The organism is Ruegeria sp. CDSC021 (assembly GCF_059610845.1).
On the sequence record NZ_JBXWOK010000006.1, the window covers coordinates 159,402 to 185,102 of the forward strand.

The following is a 25,701-nucleotide window of genomic DNA, read 5'->3' on the forward strand; positions in this document are numbered from 1 at the left end:
TGCTTGTAAAACTGGCAGAAATCCGCTTGAAACAGGCAAAATTTGGTGATTCCGGCGAGGGGCCCGATGGCGCGCGAAAATAGAGATTTGAATCCGCGGGCCGCTCGGGACCATGGCGGTGGGCTGGATGGGGCCATGTCAGTTTATGGCGGTAAGCGAACCGATTGGATCGACCTGTCCACCGGAATCAATCCGGTTCCATACGAGGTTGCCGGGCTCACCCCATCGGATTGGATGGAATTGCCCGACCATCGCGCATTTGAACGGCTGGCCGATGCGGCCCGCAGTTTCTGGTCAGTTCCCGAGGGTGCAGAGATCCTGCCTGCGCCCGGCGCATCTGCTCTGATCGCCCGCATTCCTGCGCTGGCTGCAACCGGCCGAGTTCAGATTACCACTCCGACCTATAACGAACATGCCGCCGCCTTTGCCGCGCAGGGCTGGACACTACAGAACTCCGGCCCAGTTGAGGCACGCGTGATCGTGCACCCCAACAACCCAGATGGGCGCATCTGGAGCGTGGGCGATGTGGATGCCCCCCTGACGATTATCGACGAGAGCTTTTGCGACGTCACGCCCGATGCCTCGCTGATCCATCTTGCCGACCGGCCCGGAGTTATCGTGCTGAAAAGCTTTGGCAAGTTTTGGGGGCTGGCGGGGCTACGGCTGGGATTTGCCATCGCACGCTCTGATCTGATCGCACGTTTGAACGATCTGACCGGGCCTTGGGCGGTCTCAGGTCCCGCCTTGCGGATCGGAGAGCAAGCGCTGCGCGACACGGCCTGGGCTGACGAGACCCGCCTGCTTTTGGCGGCCGATGCCGCCCGGATGGATCGGATGGTAACGCAGAAAGGCGCGCAGCTGATCGGCGGCACCAGCCTGTTCCGGCTCTATCAGGTCGACGACGCCAGTGCCTGGCAAGACCGTCTGGCCCGCGCACATATCTGGACTCGTGTATTCCCCTATTCGCAAACCTATCTGCGCCTTGGCCTGCCACCGGCAGATGGCTGGGCGCGGCTTGAGGCGGCCCTGTGAGCACCGCCTTTATCTTGGTCTGCGCCATGTGTCTGGATGCGGCACTGGGCGAGCCGGATTGGCTGTGGTCGCGCATCCGGCACCCCGCCGTTATGATTGGTAAACTCATCGAGTGGCTTGACGACCGCCTGAACCATGACTCGTACCGTCGCCTTAAGGGCATAGCTGTTGCCGCGCTGCTGGTCGCAGGTGCCGCTGGACTTGGGGGGCTTCTGTCTTTGCTTGGCCCGATCATCGGCACCATCATCTGCGCTGTGCTGTTGGCACAAAAATCGCTGGTGGAACATGTTCGCGCTGTTGGCGAGGGTTTGCAGACCTCGCTGGTCGATGGGCGCGCGAAGGTCGCCATGATCGTGTCACGCGACACCAAGGACATGACCGAAGCACAGGTCGCCCGATCCGCGATCGAGAGCGCGGCTGAAAACCTCAGCGACGGAGTCATCGCGCCGGCCTTCTGGTTTCTGGTGGGTGGCCTGCCAGGGCTTCTGGTTTACAAGGCGATCAATACTGCCGACAGCATGGTCGGCTATCGCACGGATAAATACCGCGATTTCGGATGGGCAGCTGCGCGGTTGGACGATGTCCTGAACCTGGTCCCGGCACGACTGACCTTTCTATTGATCGTCATCTTGTCAAACCAATGGGCGAAATGGGAGCAGATGGTGGGCGATGCGCGCCGCCATATCTCTCCCAACGCTGGCTGGCCCGAGGCGGCAATGGCACGCGCGCTGAGCGTGGCCCTTGCCGGGCCGCGCAGCTATGACGGGCAGCTCAGGGATCTGGCTTGGGTCAACGGCGAGGCCCCGCGCGACATCGGCGCGCCAGAGGTTTTCCGCGCATGCGACATGCTTTGGAGGATATGGGGGCTTGCGCTTGGCCTCGTGTCAGTGTGGGTTGGGGTCAGCTTCATAATCTGACGGACCTGTCCATGCGTTTTCTTTCCGGCCTTGTTGCCGCCGCCTTGTTTGCTTCACCTGCGTTTGCCCAATGTGGCGGGGGTTTCAATTCCTTCGTGAAGGGGTTGAAGGCCGAGGCCGTTCAGCAAGGCTTTGACAAATCCACCGTCAATGCCTTCTTCAAAGGTGTGCAACAAGACAACGCGGTATTGAAAGCCGACCGGGCACAGGGCGTGTTCCAGAAACCGTTCATTGATTTTTCGCGACACCTGATTTCACAAAACCGGATCGACCGGGGTCAGGCCATGTCGCGCAAATACGACGCGGTGTTTGACCGGATCGAGCAACAATATGGTGTCTCGCGCGGGGTGCTGTTGGCATTTTGGGCGTTCGAAACGGATTACGGGGCGTTTCAGGGGGATTTCAACACCCGCAACGCGCTGGTGACGCTGGCGCATGATTGCCGTCGTCCAGAATTGTTCCGGCCTCAGGTGTTCGCCGCGATTGAGCTGTACAGCCGGGGAAATTTCGACCCGGCCCGCACGTCAGGTGCCTGGGCTGGCGAGATTGGAATGGTGCAGATGCTGCCCCGAGACATTCTGGAAAACGGGGTCGATGGCGATGGTGACGGCAAGGTTTCGCTAAAAACCTCTGCGCCCGATGCGCTTATGTCGGGCGCCAAGATGCTGTCGCATCTGGGCTGGCAACCGGGGCAGCCTTGGCTGCAAGAGGTCACCGTACCCGCACGGATGGATTGGTCGCTATCGGGCCCGGGCAAACCGCGTTCGGTTTCTGACTGGCAGGCGATGGGCGTTCAGGCACGCAACGGGTCCCTCACCAACCTGCCCGCCTCGCTGATCCTACCGCAAGGGCATAACGGGCCTGCCTTTCTGGCCTATCCAAATTTTGATGTGTATTTCGAATGGAATCAGAGCTTTGTCTATGTGCTGACCGCCGCCTATTTCGGCACCCGGCTTGAAGGGGCACAGGTCTATGACGCGGGCAACGCGGCCCAAGGCTTATCTGGTGCACAGATGAAGCAGCTGCAAAGCAAGCTGCAGGCGCGCGGCCATAATGTGGGCAAGATCGACGGGATTCTGGGCGCAGGGACCCGCGCGGCTGTCCAGTCAGAGCAAGCACGACTAGGCCTGCCTGCGGATGCCTGGCCAACGGCTGAGTTGTTGAACCGGCTCTAGTCGCTCTTCGATACGGCGATCTAGGCGACTTCGGCGTCCAAAGATCGCCCGTTCGGCTCAAACACATGCATCTGCAGCCTATCGCCGCGTGTCTCGATGGCGGTATTTGCCGGGATCTCGGCCCAATCGCCATTCTTCGCATCCAGCGGCTCAGACGCGATAATGATCCCATCATCGCAGGGCCTGTAATGCAGGCTGGGTGCGAAACGGTCCGAGGCATAGCGCGCAGCAAACAGGCGATCTCCATCGGACCAGCAGGCGGCAAAGCGCATATGGGGTAGGCTTCCTTTGGCGCGGGCAAGCACTTCGACACGGTGCACCGCACGCTCCATCGCGGCGATGGGTTCGGCGTCCAACCCTTCGCCATGGGCGATCAGAAAAATCGCCTCGCTTTCAGTTGCGCCAAGGCGATGATCGTACAGGTGGCCCGGTATCATCCCGTCAAGCTGTTGGCGGATACGGTCATGGCCACCTGCCTGCCCGTTATGCATAAAGCTCCACTTACCACAGCCAAAAGGATGGCAGTTGTTCCGCGACGTGGCGGTCCCAGTTGAGGCACGTACATGCGCCAGGAACAGGTGCGATTTCGTGTGATGGGTCAACTGTTTCAGGTTGGCATCCGACCAAGCCGGGTTGGTGTCTTTGTAAAAACACGGCGTTTCGCGCCCGGAATACCAGGCCAACCCAAAACCATCCGCGTTGATCGGCGTTTTGCCAATCAGGGCGTTTCTGCTTTGATGCACCAGCGACTGTTCCTGGTCCATGACAAGTTCGTCCAGAAACCGTTTCGCACCCGCCCAAGCCAGAAATCTGCACATCGACCCGCCTCTTTTGATCCGTTGTTGATACGGGAACTTACAACAACGCGGGGTGAGAATTCGCCCCTGATCCCCATCTAATTTTGAAATATTACGATTAAATGACCACCAAAGATCCAAATTTTCAGATCATTTTCAACAGATGCCCCGGTTTCTTGAATGTCACTCGGGCCGTACTGGGAAACGCTCTCCCTTTTCCGTGATCAGGATCAGGCGTCCAGCACTCAGGACATAAAGATCACATCGACCGAACCCGTTTCTGTATTGGACGCAGATACTGCCATCCTCCGCGATGGAATAGGTTCCGAACGCAGATTCTCCGCTGGCATAGGTATAGGAATAGGCCCCGCCAGCCGAATATCGCGACTGCCCGTCATCATAAAAGGTCAGCGTCCGACCCGCCAGCGCCGTCAACTCTTGTTGGGTCAGGGGGACGTCATCGGGCTTGGTCGTCCATTCCGCGGCCCCTAAAGGGGTAGCAGTCAGTAGGGCGATGATCAGGAAACGGGTCATGGCAGCAGACTAACCCAATTCTTACGAAACCGCTCATAACGTTGCAGTGAGAGGTCAGGCGACCATCTGTTCGGCTTTCTTCAGATCAACCGAGACCAGCTGGCTGACACCCTGTTCTTGCATGGTGACGCCGAACAGACGATCCATCCGCGCCATGGTCACCGCGTGGTGGGTGATGATCAGGAACCGTGTGTCGGTCTGGCGGCACATCTCGTCCAGAAGGTCGCAGAACCGGGTCACGTTGGCATCATCCAGCGGCGCATCGACCTCGTCCAGAACACAGATCGGAGCCGGGTTCGCCAGAAAGACGCCAAAGATCAGGGCCGTCGCGGTCAGGGTCTGTTCACCGCCCGAAAGCAGGCTGAGCGTCGACAATTTCTTGCCCGGCGGCTGGCACATGATTTCAAGGCCGGCATCCAGCGGGTCGTCGCTTTCGACCATGACCAGATTGGCCTCGCCACCACCAAAGAGATGCTTGAACAACATGGCGAAGTTCGAATTCACCTGTTCAAACGCGGTCAGTAGCCGTTCGCGTCCTTCGCGGTTGAGGCTGGAGATGCCGCTGCGCAGCGCTTTGATCGCCTCTTCGAGATCGGCCTTTTCGCCGTTCAGCGTGTCGAATTCTTCCTGAACATCTTTGCTGTCCTCTTCGGCACGCAGGTTTACCGCGCCCATCGCATCTCGCTGGCGTTTGTGGCGGTTGACCTCGGCCTCAAGAGCATCAGCAGCTGGCATCTGGTCGGGATTCACATCCAGCTGGTTCAGCAACTGGTTCGGGGTTAGCTGTTGATCCTCAGCGATACGCTCGGCCGCTGCCGATACGGCCTCTTTGGCTGCATCACAGCGCGCCTCAGCGGCGGCGCGGCTTTCGCGCGCCTCCGAAGCCAAACGTTCCGCTTCGCGCTCAGCCAGCACAATCTCTCGCTGGCGGGCCTCGGCGGCAGCCAACTTGTCGGCGGCCTCGGCCCGGCGGGCTTCGGCAGTTTCGATCAATTCGTTCAACTCTTCACGCGCCTCGGCGATTTCGCCCGGAGCAGCCATCGCTTCGGATAGCTCTTCCTCGGAACTTTCCTTGCGCTCGGCCAGTTCCGAGATTCGCTTTTCGGCGCTGTCCAGGCGGTGCCGCCAACCGCTGAGGTCCTTGGTGACCTCTTGTGTACGGCGGGTACGGGCCTCGCCCTCGCGGCGCAGCTCGTCATGGGACGAGCGGTGAGTCAGCATCGTGATCCGCGCCGCCTCGACCGTCTGTTTGATGTCTTCGACCTGCGCGCGGGCATTGTCGAGATTGCCCAGACCGGTCAAGGCGCCCTCGGCCTCGCGCAGCTGGGCACGGGCGGACATGGCGTCCTCTTTGTGGCGATCAACGGCAAGCGCCAGCGTTTCCAGCCTGCCCTGCGCCAGATTGCGATCGGCCTCGGCCCTGCTGAGCAGACGCGCGGTTTCAGCCATGCGCTGATCGGCGGCGCGGCGTGCCTCGCGGGCGCGGCGGTCAGCCTCGGTCACGTCGGCCAGTTGTTGCGACAGCGTCTCGTGCGCGGCGCGGGCACCGTCGGCCTGCGCCTCAGTCCGGGCCAGTTCCTGTTTCAGTGCCTCAAGTTTGTTGAGCTGTTCAAGCCGCAGGGCGGCCGCACTTGGCGCATCCTCGGCCCAGGCACGGAATCCGTCCCACCGCCACAGATCGCCCGAACGCGAAACCAACCGTTGACCGGGTTTAAGCGAGGCTTGCAAGCGTGCGCCCTGATCCGCGTCAACCAAACCGATCTGCGCGATCCGGCGGCTGAGGCGATCAGGACCGGATACATGCAAGGCCAGCGGCTCGGCCCCATTGGGCAGCGATTGATCGGCATCATAGCCAGCAACCGGTACCCAGCCTGATGGCCCGTCGCCCTCGACCAAGGGTGCCCTCAGATCATCCGCAAGCGCAGCGCCCAATGCCTTTTCATAACCCGGAGCCACACGCAGCATGTCGAGCACCTGCCCGCCTTCTGCGGTATCCCGTTCAACCAGCTTGGCCAGAGCTGTGGTTTCGGCGCGGATCGCACCCAGCTCACCTTCAGCTTCGGATCTTTTCGCACGGGCCTCGGCCTCGCGGCCCTGGGTTTCATTGCGTAACTCGTCAGCGGCGGCCAGTGCCTCTTCGGCGGCTTCAGAGGCCTCGCGAGCCTCTTCTTCACCCTCTTGCGCGGCCTCAAATGCCTCGGCGGCGCGGGTCAGGGCTGTTTTCGCCTCATCCACCGCTGCGCGGGCCTTTTCCTCTTCACCTTCCGACCTGGCCAGCGTTTTGCGGCTGTCGTCGACCAATCGCTGGCCGGACTGGTGGCGCGCAACCAGACGCGCCATATCCTCAGTCTCTTGTGACAAGTGGTCTTCGCGGTCTTGCAGGACAGCGGCCGCTTCGCGCGCGACCTCGGCGGCCTCGGCGACTTTTTCGTCGTGGCCATCGGCAGCTTTGGCCAATTCACGAGCTTCCCATTCCAGCCGTTCGATCATCTGCCCCGCATCGCGGTTCAGCCCGGCCTCGCGCTCGATATCGTTACCAAGCTGCTGAATGCGATTAGTCAATGTTTCAATCGTCTGACGGGCGCGGGTTTCCTGATCCGACAGCTGATCCCGCTGCACCTGTTGGCGCTGCAGGACGGCGGCGGCAATGGCCTCTTCCTCGCGCAGGGGCGGCAGGGTTTCTTCGATTTCGGCCCGATTGGCGACGGCAGAGCGTGCTTCAGCTTCGGCGCGCGACGCCTCGGTCAGGCGTTCGCGCAGCTTTTCCTCGGCCTGCTGGCGGGCCATGTCGGCCTCTTTCCAGCGACGATAGAGCAACATGCCTTCGGCTTGGCGCAGCTGCTCTCCGATTTCGCGATAGCGGGCGGCCTGACGCGCCTGACGGGCCAGCTGCGCCAGCTGTCCGCCCAGTTGTTCCAGCACGTCATCCACACGGGTCAGGTTGGCCTCGGTACCCTTCAGCTTCAACTCAGCCTCGTGTCGGCGCTGATAGAGGCCCGAAATTCCGGCCGCCTCTTCCAGAATGCGGCGGCGAGAGCGGGGTTTGGCGTTAATCAGTTCGGCAATGCGGTTCTGTCCGACCAGCGCCGGAGAATGCGCACCCGTTGAGGCGTCGGCGAACAACATCTGCACATCACGCGCCCGCACATCCTTGCCATTGGTCTTATAGGCGCTGCCGACATCTCGGGTGATGCGGCGGACAATCTCAAGCTGGTCGCTGTCATTGAAACCCGAGGGCGCGAGCCGCTCGGAGTTGTCCATGGTCAGCACAACTTCGGCAAAATTGCGGGCCGGCCGCGTGGCGGCCCCGGCGAAAATCACATCTTCCATCGCGCCACCGCGCATGGATTTGGGTCGGTTTTCCCCCATCACCCAACGCAGAGCTTCCAGCAGATTGGATTTGCCACAACCATTAGGGCCCACAACACCGGTCAACCCATCCGCGATAATCAGATCGGTCGGATCAACAAAGCTTTTGAAGCCGGTGAGTTTGAGTTTGCTAAAGCGCAAAGGCAATGGGTCCCGTGATTCCTATACCTTCGAAGTCTGCGCAACGGATTGGGGGTGAGTCAACGGAGTCGCGCAGGATATGGGATATATGGCCCACTTATCCACAACATCTTGCCTAAATCCGCAAGAAAAAGCGCGATTCAGTAGGCTGTACACTCAAAGACCTGATAGCCGTCGCCGTTACCAAGGTCTTGAAACAGCCCGGTATCAATGCATTCGTAATTCGGGACTGAAACCGCCGTCAGCAGCAACCGCTTGCCCATGGCGCGGTCACAACCCAAAACGCCAACGGTCACGGCCGCGTCGCCCAGGACATCCAGTATCGGGCATCCCGAGACCTGAGCCATCGCCATGGCCGCTCGTTCGCGGATCGGGCCAAGACGCGGAGCGTATTGCGAATTAACCCGAACGGCTTCGGCCAGATCTCCGCGCACGCGAACATCAAATACGCTGCCATTCACAGCGATACGCGTCACCTGAACATCGCGAAAGTGAGGGGTCCCGGCCGAACATGCTGCCAGCATCAGAAAAGACAAAATCCGGATCATATCCGCATCATTGCCAAAACTGGTTAACAGAACCTTTCCTTCGCTCAGGCCCTAAGTACTGTTCCCAAGCGGCGAATACCTTCGCGGATCGTATCCTCATCCGAGTTCGAGAAACTCAACCGGATCGTATTGGCGCCCGAACCATCTGCGAAAAAGGCCCGACCCGGCACAAAGGCCAGTTTCACTGTGTCGAGCGCACGGGCCAGCAGGTCTGCCCCGTTCATACCAGTAGGCAGAGTCACCCAGATGAACATGCCCCCGTGCGGATGCGTCCACTGAACACCATCGGGCATGTTCTGTTGCAGCGCCTCCAGCATCGCATCACGCCTGGCACCATAGGCCTGCCGCAACAGCGGGATGTGTGTGTCAAAATGCGTGCGCGCAACCTGCTCAACCGCCATCTGGTTCAATGTGGGCGAATGCAAATCCGCCGCCTGCTTGACCAACACCAGTTGCGAGATGACAGGCTTGGCGGCCACCACCCAGCCAACGCGCAAACCGGGAGACAGCGTTTTCGAGAAGCTACCGCAATAGATCGTACGGCAGGCCTCGATCGACCCTTTTCGCGCCTGTTCTAACGACAAAACCGGAGGGATGGCATCTCCTTCATAGCGCAGAGCCTGATAGGCCCCGTCCTCGATCACCGCGATACTCAGATCATCGGCAAGATCCAGCAGGTATTCTCGACCACGCAGGTCAACGGTTTCACCGGTTGGATTTGCGAAATCAGGCGACAGATAAGCGAATTTGACCGCGCCCTCGCCTGCGGCTTCGGAATATTCGGCGGCACCTCTATTGCCATTAAGCATAAGACGGTCGAACCGGGGCTCATAGGCATTAAAGGCGTTGATCGCCCCCAGATAGGTCGGCCAGCCGATCAACGCAGTATCCCCTGGCGACAAATAGAGCTTGCCCAGATAATCCAAGGCCTGTTGCGATCCCGAGGTGATCAGGATGTTATCGACACTACAATCGACGCCGATCTCGCGCATATGCTGCACAAGCCATTCGCGCAATGGACCATAGCCCTCGCTGACTGAATATTGCAGCGCCTGCGGCCCAGCATTCAAAGCGGCCTGACAAGCTTGGGCAAAGGCCTCGGTGGGAAACAGGTTTGGGTCTGGGATGCCGCCGGCGAACGAGATGATTCCCGGCTGATCAAGAAGTTTCAACAACTCGCGAATTTCCGATGCTTTCATCCGGGACGCGCGCGTTGCAAACAGATTCTGGGTCATCCTTGGCCTCCTCCTGCCCTGTTGCGACCCACCCTAGGTGCAAATTTTATAATGTCAATATTGCTGACCTAAATTCAACTACACCCCCCTGCTTGAACCAGACCCGGATACGTGGTCATATGAATTGACCAATTTCGAAAACGCGCCGCCATGCCCTTCCAAAAGATCCAAACTGAAAAGCTGTCCATTGCGGTGGTCAAACAAATCGAGTTGCTGATTCTGCGCGGGATTCTGCGCCCGGGAGAACGTTTGCCTGCAGAACGGGAACTGGCCGACCGTCTGGGCGTTTCACGCCCGTCACTGCGCGAAGCGATTTCTGATCTTCAGCATCAGGGTTTGCTGACAGCCAAGGCGGGGTCAGGAATCTATGTTGCCGAAGTCTTAGGCTCGGCTTTTTCACCGGCTCTGATCCGGTTGTTCAGCAGCCATGACGAGGCGGTTTTCGACTATCTGTCCTTCCGTCGGGACATGGAAGGGCTTGCAGCAGAACGCGCGGCAAGACTGGGGTCGGAAAGCGACCTGAAGGTCGTACAGGCGATCTTTGACAAGATGGAAGCCGCCCATGCCCGCAATGCGGCCGAGGAAGAGGCCCATCTGGATGCGCAGTTCCACATGGCCATCATTGAAGCCAGTCACAACGTGGTCATGCTGCATATGATGCGGTCGATGTTCGACCTGCTACGACAGGGTGTCTTCTACAATCGGCAGATGATGTTCCGGCAGCGTACGACACGAGACGCCATTCTGGATCAGCACCGGGAAATCAATTCAGCGCTGCAGGCTCGCGACCCTGAGGCGGCGCGCGTTGCAGTCCAGGAGCATCTGGGCTTTGTTCGCATCTGCATGAAAGACCACCAGAAAGCCCTGCGGAACGAAGCCATTGCGCAGCAGCGCCTGGACCATGAGACAGGACAGCACTGATGTTCATTGGGCACCTACCTGGTGCGTATCTGGTCTTTCGCACTGCGACGCCCGGATTGGATAAAGCTGCGTTTGCCGCTGCGATGATTGGTTCCATCGTCCCGGATATCGATTTGCTGTGGTTCTATTTCGTAGACAATCGCAGCCACCACCATCACGAATACCTCACACACCGCCCTCTGCTCTGGCTCGGCATCCTGACGCTCGGCCTGCTGCTGCGGCTAAGATTCCCGCGCGCAGGTCTCATTACTGCAGCCTTCGGCGCCGGGGGTCTGGTGCATATGACCTTGGATTCGATCGTTGGCGAAGTGGCATGGGCTTGGCCAATTTCCGAATTCACCCACCCGCTGGTGGTTGTTCAGGCCACGCATTCTCATTGGATTTTATCTTTTCTAAGCCATTGGACCTTCAAGATCGAAATCGCAATCACTCTCCTGGCGGCCTATGTGTGGTGGACCAGCAGGCGCAAGAAACAGCAGGGCCTTGAGGGTTAAATTCCGTTCAGCCGCCGCTTAAGACTGTGAACCCACAAATTTGGCCGTTTCATTGCCTTCGGGTCCTGACTGGACAGCGACGGAAACAACCCTTCAGCTTCGGTCCGAGAGCGCAATTCCAACGGCGTGTCCAATATCGCCCCGATCAGGTCATCCGACCGGCTCTGCGCCTGACGCTCGACCTCAATCGCCTGAAGCATTTCCGCATGGTAAGCCTCAGCCGCTTCGGACCGCTGGCCCTTGCGGAACCGGAAAGCCCCAACCTGAGCATGCACGGGCACCAAATCGGTATGTCGCGAAAACCGCAGCCATAACTCTCCGTCGACGGCAAGCTTGAGGTTCTCGTTCAGTTGGCCCCCGACCTGATCCCATAGGTCACGCCGCCAATAGGTCGATTCCTGCTGAACCCACTGATAATCCCCGGCAAGCAGTCTTACCCGTGAAACAGGCTTTGGGCGCCGTACAGTCAGGACATTGTCTTCCTCGTCAATGCACGTGACCCGCCCAGTCATCCAGTTCATGTTTTTGTTCAACGCAAACAGCGATCCTACCGTGGCAAGGCCGCCGGGAATAAGAACATCGTCCGAATTGATCCAACCCATTACGTCGCCCGTGGCCACTGCAAAGCCTTTGTTTACAGCGTTGGCCTGCCCGGTATCCGGGCCCGAGATGATATGTGAAAACGCATCGCGGTACTTTTCGACCACCTCCATCGAACCATCGGTGCTACCGCCGTCCGTCAGGATCAGGTCCAGCTTAGGATATTCCTGCTCAAGCACAGAGAGGATTGTCCGTTCGATGAAATCGACGCAGTTCAGGTTGGGAATAACGACACTGATCGTCGGCAATTCGGTCATAAAGGGCTCTTATCCAGCCCGGTTTCGGCATATGCCGTCGCACGGGCGCAAAATTGGTTGGAGTGTTTCCGAATATGTAACGCAGACAATCGGTCCCCGGTCAAATCGGGAAGCGGGGTGCGAGATTCGCAGCCCAATGTCCGGACCCGGCAGATGTGCTGCCGGGCCGGAATTGTCTTAGTGAAGCTTTTCGTTCACATCCGCAATGGATGCGTCGATCAGCTTGTTGGCCTGCGTGGCGGTCATCTGCTTGGCCAGCACAGCATTGGCTGCAGAAATAGCAACGGTGATGGCCTGATCGCGGACTTCCTTGACAGCCGACGCTTCAGCCGATGCAATCTGGTCCTGCGCGGTCGCCAGACGGCGCGCGATGGATTTCTCCAGATCGACCTTGGCTTGCTCAGCTGCCAGAACCGCATCTTCCTTTGCGGCGGCCACGATGGCATCCGCCTGACCCTGAACCTCGCGTTGCTTGCGCTCGTACGAGGCAAGCAGGCTACGCGCTTCTTCATGCAGGGCGCGAGCTTCGTCCAGTTCGGACTTGATGCCTTCGGCACGCTTATCCAGCGCTCCACCGATCATGCCCGGGACCTTGAAGTAGAACAGGACTGCGATGAAAACGATGAAGCCCAGCAGAACCACAAAGTCGGTGTTGCCAAGCGAGAAAAACGGGCCACTTGCGGCCAGCGCGGGGCTGGCGGCAGCAAATGTCAGGATAAGGGCAAGAGTGTTCCGCATGTCACTTATCCTTTTGTCTGCGCGTCAACCGCACCGTTGATGGTTTTGGCATCAGCCTCGCCACCCAGAGCGGTAACCAGTTCTACTGCCGTATCCTTGGCAACGATTTGAATGCTTTCCAGCGCACCTGCACGGATGTCGGCAATAGCCTTTTCCGATTCAGCCGCTTTTGCAGCGATTTCAGCATCTGCCTTGGCAATCGCGTCATCCAGACCAGACTGGATTTCGGCGCGTGCTTCGGCAGCGATACGCTGTGCCTCAGAACGGGCATCGGCCAGCGCCTTGTTATAGGCCTCTTCAGCCTCGACCGCTTTGGCCTTTAGATCTTCGGCCGCAGCCAGGTCATTTGTAATGGTCCCCTGACGTTCCGCCAGGATTGCCGCGATGCGGGGCAGAGCCACGCGGGACAGGACCAGAAAGATGACGACCAGCGTGATGACCAGCCAGAAAATCTGGTTGGGGAACCAATCGAAGCAAAGCTGAGGCATACCAATCGCCGACCCATGAGAGTCAACGCAGGTGCCAGCCACCTCTTCGTATACGGGTTCTGTCGCCATGATGTCCTCCGTCGGAACGTTGTCTTTACAACAGGCGGGCCGCTATGGCTTGGGCCCACCTGCGCGTAAGGATCAGGTTCCGCAGATTAGACGGCGAACATCAGCAGCAGCGAAACTAGGAATGCAAAGATCCCCAGGGCTTCTGCAAATGCGATACCGATGAACAGGGTTGCGGTCTGCGAAGCAGCCGCCGAAGGGTTGCGCAGAGCGCCAGCCAGGAAGTTGCCTGCTACGTTGCCCACCCCGATTGCGGCTGCGCCGGAACCGATTGCTGCTAGGCCTGCGCCGATGTGTGCGAGATCGCCTTCCATGATGTTTCTCCTTACGAATTGGAAGTTTCGATGTTTGGGTATCGGACCTTAGTGCGACGGATGCAGTGCATCCTTCAGATATACACAGGTCAGAATGGTGAATACGTAGGCCTGGATAAAGGCCACTAGGACCTCAAGACCGTACATTGCGGTGATCGCCAGAACGGACACAGGCGAGATCACTGCAATCGCGGCAAAGCCTGCGAAAACCTTGATAACCGCGTGGCCTGCCATGACGTTACCGGCAAGACGAATAGAGTGGCTGACCGGGCGCACGAAATACGAGATCAGCTCGATGATCGCCAGGATCGGGCGCAGCGCCAGCGGCGCGCTGGAGACCCAGAACAGGCCCAGGAACCCGGCGCCGTTCTTGACAAAACCCAGAATGGTCACAGTCAGGAACACGGCCAGCGCCAGTGGGATGGTCACGGCGAAATGCGATGTAGTTGTGAACGAGGTCGGGATCAGACCCAGGAAGTTCGCGGTCACGATGAACATGAACAGGGTCATGACATAGGGGAAGTATTTGACGCCATCCTTGCCGCAGATGTCTTCAAGCATCTTGTAGATAAAGCCATAGGCCAGTTCGGCCACCGACTGCATGCGCGTCGGGACAATGGCGCGCTTGGACGTGCTGAGCACCAGCAGGCCGATCACGGCGAGAATTGCGAAAAACAGCCACAGAGTGACGTTAGTGGGCGTGTACCAGGCAATCGCACCGTCGCCAAAAAGCGGTTTGACGATGAACTGATCCATCGGATGGAAAACCAGGCTGCTGCCTTCTGCTGCGGTGGTCTCAGTTGCCACGTTCAGTCCCTCTCGTCTTCGTCGGCCTTGTCGGCCATCTGTTTCTCTTGCGCCTGTTGTGCGCTGCGGAGCATAACCTTTACTCCGGCGACCAGACCCAGCAATGTGAACAGCACCAGGAAGATCGGGATTGTCCCGAACAGGCTGTCCAGCCCGTATCCGATGCCAAATCCGATCCCCAGACCGGATACCATTTCGATGACCATCCGCCAGGCAAGCTCGCCTCCCGAATAATCGGCGTCCGCACGGGCCTCAGGCTTTGACTTGGCCTTTTTTGCCGCCGTGATCTTAGCCTCAAGCTGCGCCATACGCTGCTTTTGGTCATCATCAGTCACGGGCGTTTCCCTCGTACAGTCTTGGGCACGGTGCTAAGGGGCGGAGAGCGCAGAGTCAACGGCGTTGGCAGCCCGAATTGCCGCACTTTACTCTATTGTTTTTAAAGACATTTTTTCCGAGTCAGCATAGACGTGATCAGCCCGAACCACAGGAAGCGGGTACAAAGGTACGGAATCCGCATATTCAACCTTTTGGTTGATCTTTGCCCGAAACCCCCTGCCAGATACGTCTGATCACGCGCCCGTCGATCAGCAGCAGACCGGCGAAGATCGCTGCCATTCCCAGCAGATGCTCGGGCCGCAGGGTTTCTCCCAGCACCCATGTTCCAAGCACCAGCGCCGAAACAGGCGCAATCAATGTCACTGTCGAGATATTGGTCGGGCCAACCTTGGGCAGCAACCAGTAGAACGCGATAAAGGCGGCGGATGTCAGCACAAACCCGATCATCGCCAGCGAGGCCCAAGTCTCGGCCCGGGTTATTTGGGGTAGTCCTTCTTGCCAAAGCGCCAAGGGCGTGATGGCCAGCGTAGCACCCGTCAATGCAAGGGCGGTCAGAACCACAGGTTGCATATCCCGGAAGGCCCGCGCGATGTTGACTGAGAACGCATAGCAGATCGGTGCGCAAAGTGTCAGAAGGATCGCCCAAAATTCGGACGACGCGCCACCGCCCAGTACAGGCAGGGACAGCACAACGATGCCGGTGAAACCGCAAACCACGCCCAAAGACTTTAACAGGGTGGCACGTTCACTTCCGGGCCAGAAATGCGAAACAATGACGGCAAAGGCCGGTGTCGTTGCATTGACGATCCCTGCCACACCCGAAGCGATATGCTGTTGCCCAAGCGCATAGAAGGCAAAGGGCGCAGCATAGCTGAGCGCACCAAATCCCAACAACCCAAACGCACGTGTCAGTGTCAGATTGACTGGCAATTGCGCCCCGATCACATAGACCCAGCACCCCAGCGCCCCAAATGCAACCCGTCCCATCGACACCGAAAGCGGCCCAAGTTCCCGCAGCAAAATGGCATTAAACATGAAGGACATGCCCCAGCCGATGCCAAGAATACAAATCACCAGCCAGTATTTTAGTGACATCCCAACCCCCGATACACATGCCGGGGCACAGTGACCTCATACCGAAAATTGTCAAACCGGTTCTTGCGCTTTAGGAAAGGAGTATGTCCAATGATCTCGATACCGTTTTTGCGGCCCTTGCCGACCCCACACGCCGCGCCATCCTTGCGATGCTGCTGGAGGATGACATGGCGGTGACGGATGTCGCCGAACCGTTCGAGATGTCGCTTGCCGCGATTTCAAAACACCTGGTGATCCTGACCAGAGCCGGTCTGATCAGCCAGGAAAAGCGCGGACGGGTGAAGTGGTGCAAGCTGGAGCCTGACGCGCTGCGATCCGCATCCGTCTGGATGCAAGGGTTCGGGCAGTTCGAGCCGGTCAATCTGGACGCGTTCGAACGATTTCTTGAGGTTGAACTGCCCGCAGCCGAGGAATGATCCGCCTACCTGACTACAAAAACAGAGACACTGGCATGTTTCGCCAGATACCCCGCATGGCTCGAGAATATATAGTCGGTAATACGCGGCGCATGGGTGCCGACGACGATAAGGTCAGCTTCGATTTCTTCGGCAGTCCGTGTCAGGCCACCGTCAACTTCGGCGGCGACATCAACCGAATGGATATTGCGATACGCCACTTCGATCCCGCTGCTTTCAGCCAACTGTTTGGCAAAATCACGTAGGTTCTTGTCAATCGCAGCATCTGACTGAACAGGGTCACCCGGTTGGGTGCCGGTGACACTGACCAAAGTAATCTTGGCCCCCTGCCATTCGGCTATAGCTGCTGCAACTTTGGCGGCCTTGCGCACCTCGGGTGGCAGATGAAGATCAACCGGGATCATGATATGACTGTACATGGGACGTTCCTCCTTGGCCTGAAGCATAGAGAAACCAGAGGGTGCCAGGCCTTGATCTGCCTCAACACCGTCGCCCGCTTGGTCAAACATTGAAACGGGCTAGCCTTCCTGACTGTATTCAACACCGGTCACGACCCCCGAAGGGTCCGCCCGACACAACCACGGGGCCTGGGCCCCGGTAACGGAAACCGTCGTGACCGACCCGCCCGGTTCGGTATCGGTGGACATTGCCCGAACATCCCCGGGCCGCGTTCCAGTTTCGGCTGCGACCAGCGTCTCGCAACTGGCTTGTAAATCCGTTTCAGATGACCCGGCACAGGCGCCGCAAGCCACCAATATCATTATGGAAAGAACTGGTTTCATGTCGTCCCCTTGGACGTTTCATATTCTGGTCTAGGGCTAAGCCTGACACAATTTGGTCGTTTCACAAGTTCAATCAGCTTGCGGCAAAGGACGCGCGGGTTTGCCCTCCTCGGATTTCAGTAGCAAAACCAGGGCCAGGATCGTCAGACCGGCACCAAAATAGACGACAGGGCCAACCGCCTGCTGCCCCAGAGAGATTTCCCACAGAATGACCCAACTGGGAACCAGATAAGTATAAGCCATCACCTTTGCCGATGGCAGGCGCAGCGTTGAATACTGAACCAGCACGAAACTGGCCGCGGTTGCAAAGACCGAAACATAAATCAAACCCACCCAGACTATCGCTGGCAGGTTCGCCCAGTCGGTGGCACGGATCTCGGACCAGCCGTAGATCGTCAGCATCAGGCATCCCGCCAGAAGCGTACCAAAGGTAAACACCACTGCAGGCTCTCCACGGTTCAGCTTGCGTACAAGGGGAGTATACAAAGCATGCGCGACACAGCCCCAGAAATAGATGATTTCCCCCTGCCCGATATCGAACGCGCGCACGGCTTGCCAATCGGCGCGAAAGATCACCCACAGCGCCCCGACTGCCCCAAGGGTCAGTGCAAGCGCCATCCTTGGTGTGGTGATCTGGCGCAACAAGATCCAACCGGCGAATGCGGCCATAACCGGAGTCAGCGTAAAGACCGCTGCCGCGTTGACAGGCGGTGCAGTCTTCAACCCGTAGAACATCAACACGAAATAGGCCGCGAATACTCCGCCCAGAACCAAATAGCGCCACGAGGCTTGTGCCGCGCTGCGCGGCAGGCCGGTGGTCATAAGGGCGGCACCCCCAATCACCACGGATGCGATGCCAAACCGGGCCGCGGTAATGGCTTCGGGCGCGATCTGATTGGCGATCAGTGACCCCAGCGAGAAACTCCCTGCAACCAGGGCCGAAAAAATCAGCATGGCCAGATGGCCACGCGCCTGTTGACTCATTTTGCCCAGCTCTTGGATTGCTCTTTCAGATAGGTCAGAAAGGCCTGCACCTTGGTCGTGCGATGCAGATCCACATGGGTAACAAGCCACAGATCACCAAACCACTCCGGCATCGGGTCGATCACTTCGACCAGATTCGGATCTCCTGCAGCTGACCAACGTGGCATGAAACCGATACCCGCGCCGGACAGGACCGCCTCGCGGATACAGAAGTTGTTGGTACAACGGAAGGTGATGCGCTCGGCTGGCACGGTCTGGCGCAACCAGCGGGAAAACGGCGCTCGGCTGTTTTCGTCATCGGTACTGATGAAAGAATGATCTGCAAAGTCATCGAGACTGCCAGGCTTGCCGTGCAGCGCGACATAATCGGTGCTGGCGTATAATCCGACCTCTTGCTTCATAAAGGACTGAACCACGTTGTCGGGCTGATCAGGCGCTGACCCGGCACGGATCGCCACGTGCGCTTCGCCATATTCCAGACGAAACAGCCGATCACCGGTCAGATACCGGACGATCAGTTCCGGGTGCCGTCGCTGAAACTCGGCAAGAACCGGCACCACCAGAGACGCCAGAGAGGACAGCGACGTCACGACCAACTCGCCCGACACGTCATCACCCCGACCCTTCATCCGGCCGATCAGTTGATTGAACTGATCCTCAGTCGCCTGTGCCACACGCAACAGGTCCTCTCCGGCTTCGGTCGGTGTATAGCCGCGCGCATGGCGCTGGAACAGCTTGACCGCCAGCCGGGCCTCAATTGCATCAATGTGGCGAATGACGGTGGCATGATGCACACCCAGCACCTCGGCCGCGCCACTGACCGTTCCCATACGCGCCACCTGATAGGCGGTTCTTACCTCGTCCCAGTTGTCCACTGCGGTTTTCCATTGTGCAAATTCTAACAGACCCTGTTGACTTACCAGAGTTTTGTTCGCTCGCGCAACGCTCATATCGGGCCAAGACACATCCTGCACACCAAAGGAAATTGAACCATGACTAAAACTATCCTGCATATCGACGCATCGGCCCGCCGCGAAGGCTCGACCACTCGTGACCTGTCGGCACGCATCGTCAATCACTTGGGCGCTGACCGCATAATTCGCCGTGACCTTGCCACACCTCTACCGCTGCTGACCGAAGCCTGGGTCAGCGCAAATTTCACCCCTGCCGATCAGCGCAGTGCCATGCAACAGGACCAGTTATCCCTGTCTGACGAGCTGGTAACTGAACTGCAGCAGGCCGATACGCTTGTCATAGGCCTGCCGATCTACAATTTCTCGGTGCCCGCGGCGTTCAAAGCCTGGATCGACCTGATTGCCCGCGTCGGAGTGACTTTTTCGTATTCCGAAAGCGGTCCAAAAGGCCTGTTGGATGGAAAGCGCGCGGTTTTAGCCGTGGCGTCGGGTGGCACAGCTGTCGGGTCTGATGTCGATTTTGCCACCACCTATGCCAAGCATGTACTTGGCTTTATCGGTATCCATGACGTCGAAATCGTCGCCGCCGACCAGTTGGCGCTGGATGCCGAAGGTTCTCTCAGCAATGCACGAAATGCGGTTTCGCAACTGGCAGCCTGATTGACCTTCACCTCAGAAAACGTCCAGTCTGTCCTGGATACCAAATGGGCAGACTGGACGCACGCAATGAAAAAGATCGGCATTCTGGGCGGCGTGGGCTGGGCCTCGACCGTTGATTATTACCGGGCGATTGCCGAAGGCGCGGGGCGGTTTTTCGCCCAGCGCGGACATGGATCCCCTCTGCCCATCCCACCCATGACCATCGAGTCCGTGACCCAGGCTAAAACCCGCGCCCTACGCGGCGTCGCGGGCGATGAGGCCAGTTGGACCGGATTTGATGCTGTATTTCGGGAAGCTTTGTTAACTCTTGAAGCCGCTGGCTGTGACTTTGGGATTATCGCCTCGAACACACCCCACGCGCGGCTGCATGCAATCCGACAGGGCGTTACGATGCCCATTCTCAGCATCTTCGATGCAACCGCCGAGGTTACGGCCTCGACAGAGGCCACGCGCGCGCTGGTTCTGGGCACCACGGTAACGATGCAGGCGACGCACTATGCCAACAAACTGGGCGAGATTGGCATCAGCGCAAACGCCCGCCTGCCCGAAAGCGAAATTGCAAAGATGCAAGCGATGATCGACGGTGATTTCTACGGCGGCGCGTCAGAAAGCGCCCGTGTGCGCCTGCTGGCCTTTTGTAACCGGCATGCCGAACCCGGAACCGCAATCCTTCTGGCCTGCACGGAACTGCCGCTGGCCTTTCCCGATCATCTGGACGACCCTGTGTTCGAGGCTGACGGGCATCTGTTCATCAACCCGTCCGCTGCACATGTGGCCGCGGCCCTGGAGGAGGCGTTAGTGCCCTGATCAGGGCAGCCAGTTCACCGCGCATGTAATCCGATCGAAGAAGGCCATCAAATCAGCGCGCGATATGGCAACTGTGCGGTCGTTGACCAAGGGATGCATGTTGATCACATCGGCCTGTTGTGCGGCAGCATCCATGTAAAAGCGTACATCATTCTGCACCCCGTTGATCATCGCCAGCGGGCTGACAGCCCCAGGGCGGATGCCGAGGTTTTGCAACAGCCGATCCGCCGAGCCAAAGGACAGGCTGCCGACACCCAGCTCGGCGCCCAGCGCCTTGAGGTCGATGTCGCGGCTCTGTTCCAGCGTCACCAGATAGTTCCGCTTTTTCTTATCGCGCAGATAGAGGTTCTTGAGGCGCAGGGTACGCTCACCCGGCACAAGAAACTGATCTTCGACGCCTTTCGCATCCTCAACCGTGCGCAGCGGGATGTGGGTATGCAGCCTATAGGTCAGGCCCCACGCACCCAGCTGCGCCAACAGCCCATCGGAACTGAGCGGCAATGTGTCTTGAAAAGCGGATGATGCGTCCATGGGAACCTCCTGTCTGCCTCGCTCATCGCCCAACACGGGTACGATTTCAAGCCGAGACAAACCGCAAAACGGGTGCTAGCGTGCCGCCATGAAAGTGACGCGCAATTCCTCTAACCAGTTGATCCTTTCCGATACCCCTTGGTTTATCGGCATCATGCTGGTCTTCTTCATTCTGGCATTTGTCGGCGCAGGCCTGTTCTTGGCCAGCGAAGGCGGTGAGGGCATCTTGTTCGGCATCTTCTTTGCACTGTTCGGCGGTGGAATGGGTTTTGGAGCATTCTGCGCATTTGTCCGTCGTGTTCAGGTCATCCTGGACCGAAAGGAAGACCGCATTATGATCCGCAGGCAGTCCGTTTTTGGCTATGAGACTGTCGAGCATGTGCTTTCAAACCTATCCCATGCGGAGATTGAAAGCACGATATCTAGAAGCGACAAGGGGTCATCCACCCTCTATCGCCCTGTGCTAATATTGGACAAGGGGATGAGCGCGGGACGTCATCCCATCGTCGAAGCGTTCTCGAACGGTCGTGGCGCGCATCGGCTGGTTGATGCGGTCAATAACTGGCTTCCTGCGCGCAAGGTTGACACCGCTAGCCGTTCAGCTTAAATCCCTGCCCAACATCCGGAAGCGTCTGATCTTCCGGTCCCTTGAGTCGTTCAGGGATCGCCCCCCACCAGCGAGTTTCGCCCGTGGGGGCAATTGTGTATTTAACCGGTGTTTCTTATCTGAGAAGCGCCACCAGATAACCGGCTAAGGAGGCCGCAGGCATGTTTGAAAATCTATCCGAACGCCTCTCTGGCGTCTTTGACCGGCTGACCAAACAGGGTGCGCTGTCTGAAGAGGACGTCAAGACCGCCCTGCGCGAAGTACGGGTTGCCTTGCTTGAGGCTGACGTCTCGCTGCCGGTCGCGCGTGAGTTCGTAAAGAAGGTGCAGGACCAAGCCACCGGACAAGCGGTGACCAAGTCGATCACCCCCGGCCAGCAGGTCGTCAAGATCGTGCATGACACGCTGGTTGACGTGCTGCGCGGTGAGCAAGACCCCGGTGCGCTCAAGATCGACAACCCGCCTGCCCCGATCCTGATGGTCGGTTTGCAGGGTTCGGGTAAGACGACAACCACCGGTAAGCTGGCCAAACGCCTGAAAGAGAAAGAGGGCAAGAAGGTCCTGATGGCCTCGCTGGATGTTTATCGCCCGGCGGCGATGGATCAGCTGGCCGTTCTGGGCACACAGATCGGCGTCGATACGCTGCCGATTGTTCCCGGACAGAAGCCCGTCGACATCGCCAAACGCGCCAAGCAGCAAGCGACGCTGGGTGGTTATGACGTCTATATGCTCGACACTGCGGGCCGTCTGCACATCGACGAAGTGCTGATGAACGAGGTCGAGCAGGTTCGCAACGCGGTCGACCCGCGCGAAACCCTGCTGGTCGTCGACGGTCTGACCGGTCAGGTCGCCGTTGAGGTCGCCGAGGAATTCGAAGCCAAGGTCGGTATCTCGGGCGTGGTTCTGACCCGTATGGATGGCGATGGGCGCGGCGGTGCGGCGCTGTCGATGCGCGCGGTCACCGGCAAACCGATCCGCTTTGTGGGCTTGGGCGAAAAGATGGACGCGCTTGAGACGTTCGAGCCGGACCGGATTGCAGGACGTATTCTGGGAATGGGCGACATCGTTGCCTTGGTCGAAAAGGCCCAGGAAACAATGGAGATCGAACAGACCGAGCGCATGATGAAGCGCATGGTCAAAGGTCAGTTCAACATGAACGACCTGAAGATGCAGCTGGAACAGATGATCCAGATGGGCGGCATGCAAGGCATGATGGGCATGATGCCCGGCATGGGCAAGATGGCCAAACAGGTCGAAGAATCGGGCATGGATGATAAGGTGCTCAAGCGCCAGATCGCCTTGATCCAATCCATGACCAAGCGTGAACGCGCCAACCCGCAACTGCTGCAAGCCAGCCGCAAGAAACGTATCGCGGCGGGTTCGGGTATGGAGGTCAGCGACCTCAACAAGCTGCTCAAGATGCACCGGCAGATGTCGGACATGATGAAGAAGATGGGCAAGATGGGCAAAGGCAAGATGCTGAAACAGGCCATGAAGGGCATGTTTGGCAAAGGCGGCCCCTCGCCAGAAGACATGGCGGCAGGCATGGACCCCAAGGCGCTGGAGCAGGCGGCCAAAGCGATGGGTGGCAAGATGCCCGGAATGGGCGGAGGCATGGCCCTGCCTCCGGGCCTCAGCGGATTTGGCAAAAAGAAGTAAATGACCGCCGCTGCACCTCATATCCCCCGGCTTGAAACCGAACGCCTGATCCTGCGCGCCCCGTGCGAGGACGATTTCAGCGCGCTGGAAGCATTCTTTGCCAGCGACGCATCGAAATTCGTCGGCGGTCCCAAACGTGCGGATGAGACATGGCGGACACTTGCCCTACTGCTGGGTCACTGGACCCTTCGCGGCTATGGGTATTGGGCGGTAGAGGAAAAAGGCGCCGGCAAATACATCGGCCATGTAGGGCTGTGGTTTCCGCATAGCTGGCCTGAGCCGGAAATCGGCTGGACACTGATGAGCAGCGCAACAGGCAAAGGATACGCGACCGAGGCGGCGCTCGCAGCACGGACATATGCCTATGACGTACTGGGCTGGGATACTGCTATTTCTCTGATCGACCCCGACAATCTGGCGAGCAGAGCCGTGGCCGATCGATTGGGTGCGCGGTTTGACTGCATCTATAAACACCCGGCCTATGGCGAGATGCAGGTTTGGCGGCATCCGGCTCCATCAGACCTTGAGAACGGTGGAGTGGAGGCATACGCATGACGACGTTCTCCATCCCGATCATCGAAACTGAACGCCTTGTTCTGCGGGCCCCGCATGCGGATGACTTGCCTGAGTTGACTGCCTTCTATGCATCCGAGCGCAGCCATATGGTTGGCGGTCCGCGGGATCAGGTGGGCAGCTGGAGCTCTCTGGCAACGCGTCTGGGTCACTGGGCGCTGAAAGGCTACGGCCTTTGGCATCTGACCGAGAATTCCAGCGGTCGCTTTGTTGGCGCGGTTGGCATCATTGATGTACCTGGCTGGGACGAACCCGAACTCGGCTGGACCCTGATGGACGGGGCGGAAGGCAAAGGTCTGGCTTTCGAGGCAGCCCTTGCAGCTCGCGACTATGCTGCGCGCCAACAGGGTTTGAATGGCGTCATCAGCTATATCGCGCATGAAAACACGCGCTCTCGTGCCTTGGCCGAGCGTATGGGGGCCAGCTTCGAGCGCGAAGGCGAAGTGATGGGCAAGCCCTGCCAGGTCTGGCGCCATCCCACGCTCGATTTATCCGAACCTGCTTTGACCACCGAAAGGACCGGCCAATGACCAATCCCGTGACTCAGGCTGCCGCGTTGCTCAAGGACCACCGCGAAAGCATCGATCGCTTGGACGCGATTCTGGTTTACACACTGGGCGAGCGGTTCAAGCACACACAAGCCGTTGGCAAACTGAAAGCGGCACACGACCTTCCCCCGTCCGATCCAACGCGCGAAGCTGCGCAGATCGCACGGTTAGAAGACCTGGCGAAAGAGGCCGATCTTGACCCCGATTTCGCCAAGGCTTTTCTGAATTTCATCATTCAGGAAGTCATCCGACACCATAAGAAACACCAGAATTGACCGGGCCGTTCCCGGCACACGCCATCTAAAGGAGATACCACCATGGCAATGAAAATTCGTCTCGCCCGCGGCGGCTCGAAAAAGCGTCCCTTCTACCGCATCGTGGCTGCCGACAGCCGCATGCCGCGCGACGGCCGTTTCATCGAAAAGCTGGGCACCTACAACCCGCTGCTGCCGAAAGACAACGAAGAGCGCGTTAAAATGGACATGGAGCGCATCCAGTACTGGCTGGACCAGGGCGCCCAGCCCACCGACCGGATCGCCCGCATGCTGGAAGCAGCCGGCGCCAAGGAAAAAGCCGAGCGTAGCAACCCCAACAAGGGTACCCCGGGCAAGAAAGCTCAGGAGCGCGCGGAAGAAAAAGCTGCAAAGGCCGCTGAAGCTGCCGAAGCTGCTGCTGCGCCTGCTGAAGAAGCAGCAGCAGAAGAGTAAGCAGGGCGGCGCGTGCGGGATCAGACCTTTACCGACGATTTTCGCGCGCAGTTCGATCTGTTGTTGCGGCTCCGGCGCGATGTGCGCCGGTTTCGCGACGATGCTGTGGACGAGGCAGTGCTGACGCGCTGCCTCGACGCATTTCGACTGGCGCCGTCTGTTGGGCTCAGCGAGCCTTGGCGTGTGGTCCGAGTCGAAAGTACCGCCGCGCGTGAGGCTGCGCTTAAGAACTTTCAGGCGGCGAATGCCCAGGCCCTAAAGGGATACTCGGGCGACAATGCGCGGCTCTACAGTCAGCTGAAACTGACGGGAATGCAGGAAGCACCGGTGCAGCTGGCCGTGTTCTGCGACGATTCCACCGACAAGGGGCGCGGTTTGGGTGCAGGTTCGATGCCCGAGATGCGGCGCTATTCCGTGGTCTCGGCAGTCACCCTGTTCTGGCTTGCCTTGCGGACCGAAGGGATGGGGTTGGGATGGGTGTCTATTCTGGACCCCGAACGAATGGCGCGTGATCTGAATGTGTCGGATAGCTGGCGGTTGATCGGTTACTTCTGTGTCGGATGGCCCGAAGAGCACTCGGAAACCCCCGAGTTGCAGCAATCTGGCTGGGAATTCCGCGACGACAACCTGCTTGTGGAGGTACGATAGAC

32 protein-coding genes are annotated in these 25,701 nt (G+C 58.8%); 15 read left to right on the forward strand and 17 right to left on the reverse strand.

Annotated features, from left to right (window positions below):
- Window positions 1-66: 66 nt before the first annotated feature.
- The 3 genes from AC2FGB_RS11680 to AC2FGB_RS11690 are packed head-to-tail and all read left to right on the forward strand — an operon-like array spanning window position 67 to window position 3,124.
- Window positions 67-1,032 carry a threonine-phosphate decarboxylase gene (locus AC2FGB_RS11680; protein ID WP_496690327.1) on the forward strand — a complete coding sequence of 322 codons (966 nt, stop codon included), beginning with the start codon at window positions 67-69 and terminating at the stop codon, window positions 1,030-1,032.
- A complete protein-coding gene (gene cbiB, locus AC2FGB_RS11685) occupies window positions 1,029-1,949 on the forward strand; it encodes an adenosylcobinamide-phosphate synthase CbiB (protein ID WP_271951399.1) in 921 nt (306 codons plus the stop codon). The genes AC2FGB_RS11680 and cbiB overlap by 4 nt, the downstream gene beginning before the upstream one ends.
- A gap of 11 nt (window positions 1,950-1,960) precedes the next feature.
- A complete protein-coding gene (locus tag AC2FGB_RS11690) occupies window positions 1,961-3,124 on the forward strand; it encodes a lytic murein transglycosylase (RefSeq protein WP_496690329.1) in 1,164 nt (387 codons plus the stop codon).
- A gap of 20 nt (window positions 3,125-3,144) precedes the next feature.
- Here the strand turns inward: AC2FGB_RS11690 and AC2FGB_RS11695 are convergent, their stop codons facing one another.
- The 5 genes from AC2FGB_RS11695 to AC2FGB_RS11715 all read right to left on the reverse strand — a co-directional run bounded on the left by AC2FGB_RS11695 (window position 3,145) and on the right by AC2FGB_RS11715 (window position 9,748).
- Complete coding sequence (locus tag AC2FGB_RS11695; protein WP_142639195.1) at window positions 3,145-3,942, reverse strand: class II glutamine amidotransferase; 798 nt, start codon at window positions 3,940-3,942, stop codon at window positions 3,145-3,147.
- A gap of 162 nt (window positions 3,943-4,104) precedes the next feature.
- Window positions 4,105-4,455 carry a hypothetical protein gene (locus tag AC2FGB_RS11700; RefSeq protein WP_281973514.1) on the reverse strand — a complete coding sequence of 117 codons (351 nt, stop codon included), beginning with the start codon at window positions 4,453-4,455 and terminating at the stop codon, window positions 4,105-4,107.
- Window positions 4,456-4,509: 54 nt separating this feature from the next.
- Window positions 4,510-7,965: a chromosome segregation SMC family protein gene (locus tag AC2FGB_RS11705; protein ID WP_496678756.1), complete on the reverse strand. Its 3,456-nt coding sequence runs from the start codon at window positions 7,963-7,965 to the stop codon at window positions 4,510-4,512.
- Between the two features lie 140 nt (window positions 7,966-8,105).
- A complete protein-coding gene (locus AC2FGB_RS11710) occupies window positions 8,106-8,513 on the reverse strand; it encodes a hypothetical protein (RefSeq protein WP_281995869.1) in 408 nt (135 codons plus the stop codon).
- A gap of 44 nt (window positions 8,514-8,557) precedes the next feature.
- The gene (locus AC2FGB_RS11715) at window positions 8,558-9,748 is read right to left on the reverse strand and encodes an aminotransferase-like domain-containing protein (RefSeq protein ID WP_496694509.1); all 1,191 of its coding nucleotides are present in this window, start codon (window positions 9,746-9,748) and stop codon (window positions 8,558-8,560) included.
- A 150-nt stretch (window positions 9,749-9,898) separates the two neighbouring features.
- Between AC2FGB_RS11715 and AC2FGB_RS11720 the strand changes: the two genes are divergently transcribed.
- Window positions 9,899-10,669: an FCD domain-containing protein gene (locus AC2FGB_RS11720; protein ID WP_496694510.1), complete on the forward strand. Its 771-nt coding sequence runs from the start codon at window positions 9,899-9,901 to the stop codon at window positions 10,667-10,669.
- Window positions 10,669-11,163 carry a metal-dependent hydrolase gene (locus tag AC2FGB_RS11725; RefSeq protein WP_496694511.1) on the forward strand — a complete coding sequence of 165 codons (495 nt, stop codon included), beginning with the start codon at window positions 10,669-10,671 and terminating at the stop codon, window positions 11,161-11,163. Before AC2FGB_RS11720 ends, AC2FGB_RS11725 begins: the two co-directional genes overlap by 1 nt.
- On the opposite strand, the gene AC2FGB_RS11730 is transcribed toward AC2FGB_RS11725, so the two are convergent.
- The 7 genes from AC2FGB_RS11730 to AC2FGB_RS11760 form a co-directional block, all read right to left on the reverse strand.
- Window positions 11,160-12,020 carry a glycosyltransferase family 2 protein gene (locus AC2FGB_RS11730; RefSeq protein ID WP_496694512.1) on the reverse strand — a complete coding sequence of 287 codons (861 nt, stop codon included), beginning with the start codon at window positions 12,018-12,020 and terminating at the stop codon, window positions 11,160-11,162. The two genes, AC2FGB_RS11725 and AC2FGB_RS11730, sit on opposite strands and share 4 nt — an antisense overlap.
- A 177-nt stretch (window positions 12,021-12,197) precedes the next feature.
- Window positions 12,198-12,758, reverse strand: a complete 561-nt coding sequence (locus AC2FGB_RS11735) for a F0F1 ATP synthase subunit B (RefSeq protein WP_271951426.1) — start codon at window positions 12,756-12,758, stop codon at window positions 12,198-12,200.
- Window positions 12,759-12,763: 5 nt separating this feature from the next.
- Window positions 12,764-13,315 carry a F0F1 ATP synthase subunit B' gene (locus AC2FGB_RS11740; RefSeq protein ID WP_271951428.1) on the reverse strand — a complete coding sequence of 184 codons (552 nt, stop codon included), beginning with the start codon at window positions 13,313-13,315 and terminating at the stop codon, window positions 12,764-12,766.
- Window positions 13,316-13,401: 86 nt separating this feature from the next.
- The gene (locus AC2FGB_RS11745; protein ID WP_005981269.1) at window positions 13,402-13,626 is read right to left on the reverse strand and encodes a F0F1 ATP synthase subunit C; all 225 of its coding nucleotides are present in this window, start codon (window positions 13,624-13,626) and stop codon (window positions 13,402-13,404) included.
- Window positions 13,627-13,674: 48 nt separating this feature from the next.
- Window positions 13,675-14,433, reverse strand: a complete 759-nt coding sequence (locus tag AC2FGB_RS11750) for a F0F1 ATP synthase subunit A (RefSeq protein ID WP_142639176.1) — start codon at window positions 14,431-14,433, stop codon at window positions 13,675-13,677.
- A gap of 2 nt (window positions 14,434-14,435) precedes the next feature.
- Window positions 14,436-14,768 carry an AtpZ/AtpI family protein gene (locus AC2FGB_RS11755; RefSeq protein WP_142639174.1) on the reverse strand — a complete coding sequence of 111 codons (333 nt, stop codon included), beginning with the start codon at window positions 14,766-14,768 and terminating at the stop codon, window positions 14,436-14,438.
- 184 nt (window positions 14,769-14,952) lie between these two features.
- Window positions 14,953-15,864, reverse strand: a complete 912-nt coding sequence (locus AC2FGB_RS11760; RefSeq protein WP_496694513.1) for a DMT family transporter — start codon at window positions 15,862-15,864, stop codon at window positions 14,953-14,955.
- Window positions 15,865-15,947: 83 nt separating this feature from the next.
- On the opposite strand from AC2FGB_RS11760, the gene AC2FGB_RS11765 reads away from it, so the two are divergent.
- On the forward strand, window positions 15,948-16,280 hold the full coding sequence (locus AC2FGB_RS11765; RefSeq protein WP_142639170.1) for an ArsR/SmtB family transcription factor: 333 nt from the start codon (window positions 15,948-15,950) through the stop codon (window positions 16,278-16,280).
- A 5-nt stretch (window positions 16,281-16,285) separates the two neighbouring features.
- Here the strand turns inward: AC2FGB_RS11765 and AC2FGB_RS11770 are convergent, their stop codons facing one another.
- The 4 genes from AC2FGB_RS11770 to AC2FGB_RS11785 form a co-directional block, all read right to left on the reverse strand.
- The gene (locus AC2FGB_RS11770; RefSeq protein WP_496690335.1) at window positions 16,286-16,789 is read right to left on the reverse strand and encodes a universal stress protein; all 504 of its coding nucleotides are present in this window, start codon (window positions 16,787-16,789) and stop codon (window positions 16,286-16,288) included.
- A gap of 9 nt (window positions 16,790-16,798) precedes the next feature.
- A complete protein-coding gene (locus AC2FGB_RS11775; protein ID WP_496694514.1) occupies window positions 16,799-17,062 on the reverse strand; it encodes a hypothetical protein in 264 nt (87 codons plus the stop codon).
- Window positions 17,063-17,131: 69 nt separating this feature from the next.
- On the reverse strand, window positions 17,132-18,046 hold the full coding sequence (locus AC2FGB_RS11780) for a DMT family transporter (RefSeq protein WP_281973522.1): 915 nt from the start codon (window positions 18,044-18,046) through the stop codon (window positions 17,132-17,134).
- A complete protein-coding gene (locus AC2FGB_RS11785; RefSeq protein WP_142639300.1) occupies window positions 18,043-18,921 on the reverse strand; it encodes a LysR family transcriptional regulator in 879 nt (292 codons plus the stop codon). The genes AC2FGB_RS11780 and AC2FGB_RS11785 overlap by 4 nt, the downstream gene beginning before the upstream one ends.
- A 117-nt stretch (window positions 18,922-19,038) precedes the next feature.
- Here AC2FGB_RS11785 and AC2FGB_RS11790 point away from each other — a divergent pair, with 117 nt between their 5' ends.
- Both AC2FGB_RS11790 and AC2FGB_RS11795 read left to right on the forward strand, forming a co-directional pair.
- Window positions 19,039-19,620 (forward strand): FMN-dependent NADH-azoreductase, encoded by a 582-nt coding sequence (locus AC2FGB_RS11790; protein WP_271951444.1) that lies wholly within the window; start codon window positions 19,039-19,041, stop codon window positions 19,618-19,620.
- Between the two features lie 66 nt (window positions 19,621-19,686).
- Window positions 19,687-20,427: an aspartate/glutamate racemase family protein gene (locus AC2FGB_RS11795; protein ID WP_496694515.1), complete on the forward strand. Its 741-nt coding sequence runs from the start codon at window positions 19,687-19,689 to the stop codon at window positions 20,425-20,427.
- On the opposite strand, the gene AC2FGB_RS11800 is transcribed toward AC2FGB_RS11795, so the two are convergent.
- Window positions 20,428-20,958, reverse strand: coding sequence for a prolyl-tRNA synthetase associated domain-containing protein (locus tag AC2FGB_RS11800; RefSeq protein ID WP_496694516.1), 531 nt, complete (start codon window positions 20,956-20,958; stop codon window positions 20,428-20,430).
- An 88-nt stretch (window positions 20,959-21,046) separates the two neighbouring features.
- On the opposite strand from AC2FGB_RS11800, the gene AC2FGB_RS11805 reads away from it, so the two are divergent.
- The 7 genes from AC2FGB_RS11805 to bluB all read left to right on the forward strand — a co-directional run bounded on the left by AC2FGB_RS11805 (window position 21,047) and on the right by bluB (window position 25,699).
- The gene (locus AC2FGB_RS11805) at window positions 21,047-21,565 is read left to right on the forward strand and encodes a hypothetical protein (RefSeq protein WP_281995862.1); all 519 of its coding nucleotides are present in this window, start codon (window positions 21,047-21,049) and stop codon (window positions 21,563-21,565) included.
- Between the two features lie 161 nt (window positions 21,566-21,726).
- On the forward strand, window positions 21,727-23,223 hold the full coding sequence (gene ffh / locus AC2FGB_RS11810; RefSeq protein ID WP_142639156.1) for a signal recognition particle protein: 1,497 nt from the start codon (window positions 21,727-21,729) through the stop codon (window positions 23,221-23,223).
- Complete coding sequence (locus AC2FGB_RS11815; RefSeq protein WP_496694517.1) at window positions 23,224-23,778, forward strand: GNAT family N-acetyltransferase; 555 nt, start codon at window positions 23,224-23,226, stop codon at window positions 23,776-23,778.
- Window positions 23,775-24,326 (forward strand): GNAT family N-acetyltransferase, encoded by a 552-nt coding sequence (locus tag AC2FGB_RS11820; RefSeq protein ID WP_142639152.1) that lies wholly within the window; start codon window positions 23,775-23,777, stop codon window positions 24,324-24,326. The genes AC2FGB_RS11815 and AC2FGB_RS11820 overlap by 4 nt, the downstream gene beginning before the upstream one ends.
- Complete coding sequence (locus tag AC2FGB_RS11825; RefSeq protein ID WP_142639150.1) at window positions 24,323-24,619, forward strand: chorismate mutase; 297 nt, start codon at window positions 24,323-24,325, stop codon at window positions 24,617-24,619. The genes AC2FGB_RS11820 and AC2FGB_RS11825 overlap by 4 nt, the downstream gene beginning before the upstream one ends.
- Window positions 24,620-24,661: 42 nt before the next feature.
- Window positions 24,662-25,051, forward strand: a complete 390-nt coding sequence (gene rpsP, locus AC2FGB_RS11830; protein WP_142639148.1) for a 30S ribosomal protein S16 — start codon at window positions 24,662-24,664, stop codon at window positions 25,049-25,051.
- A 12-nt stretch (window positions 25,052-25,063) separates the two neighbouring features.
- The gene (gene bluB / locus AC2FGB_RS11835; protein ID WP_271951454.1) at window positions 25,064-25,699 is read left to right on the forward strand and encodes a 5,6-dimethylbenzimidazole synthase; all 636 of its coding nucleotides are present in this window, start codon (window positions 25,064-25,066) and stop codon (window positions 25,697-25,699) included.
- Window positions 25,700-25,701: the final 2 nt, after the last annotated feature.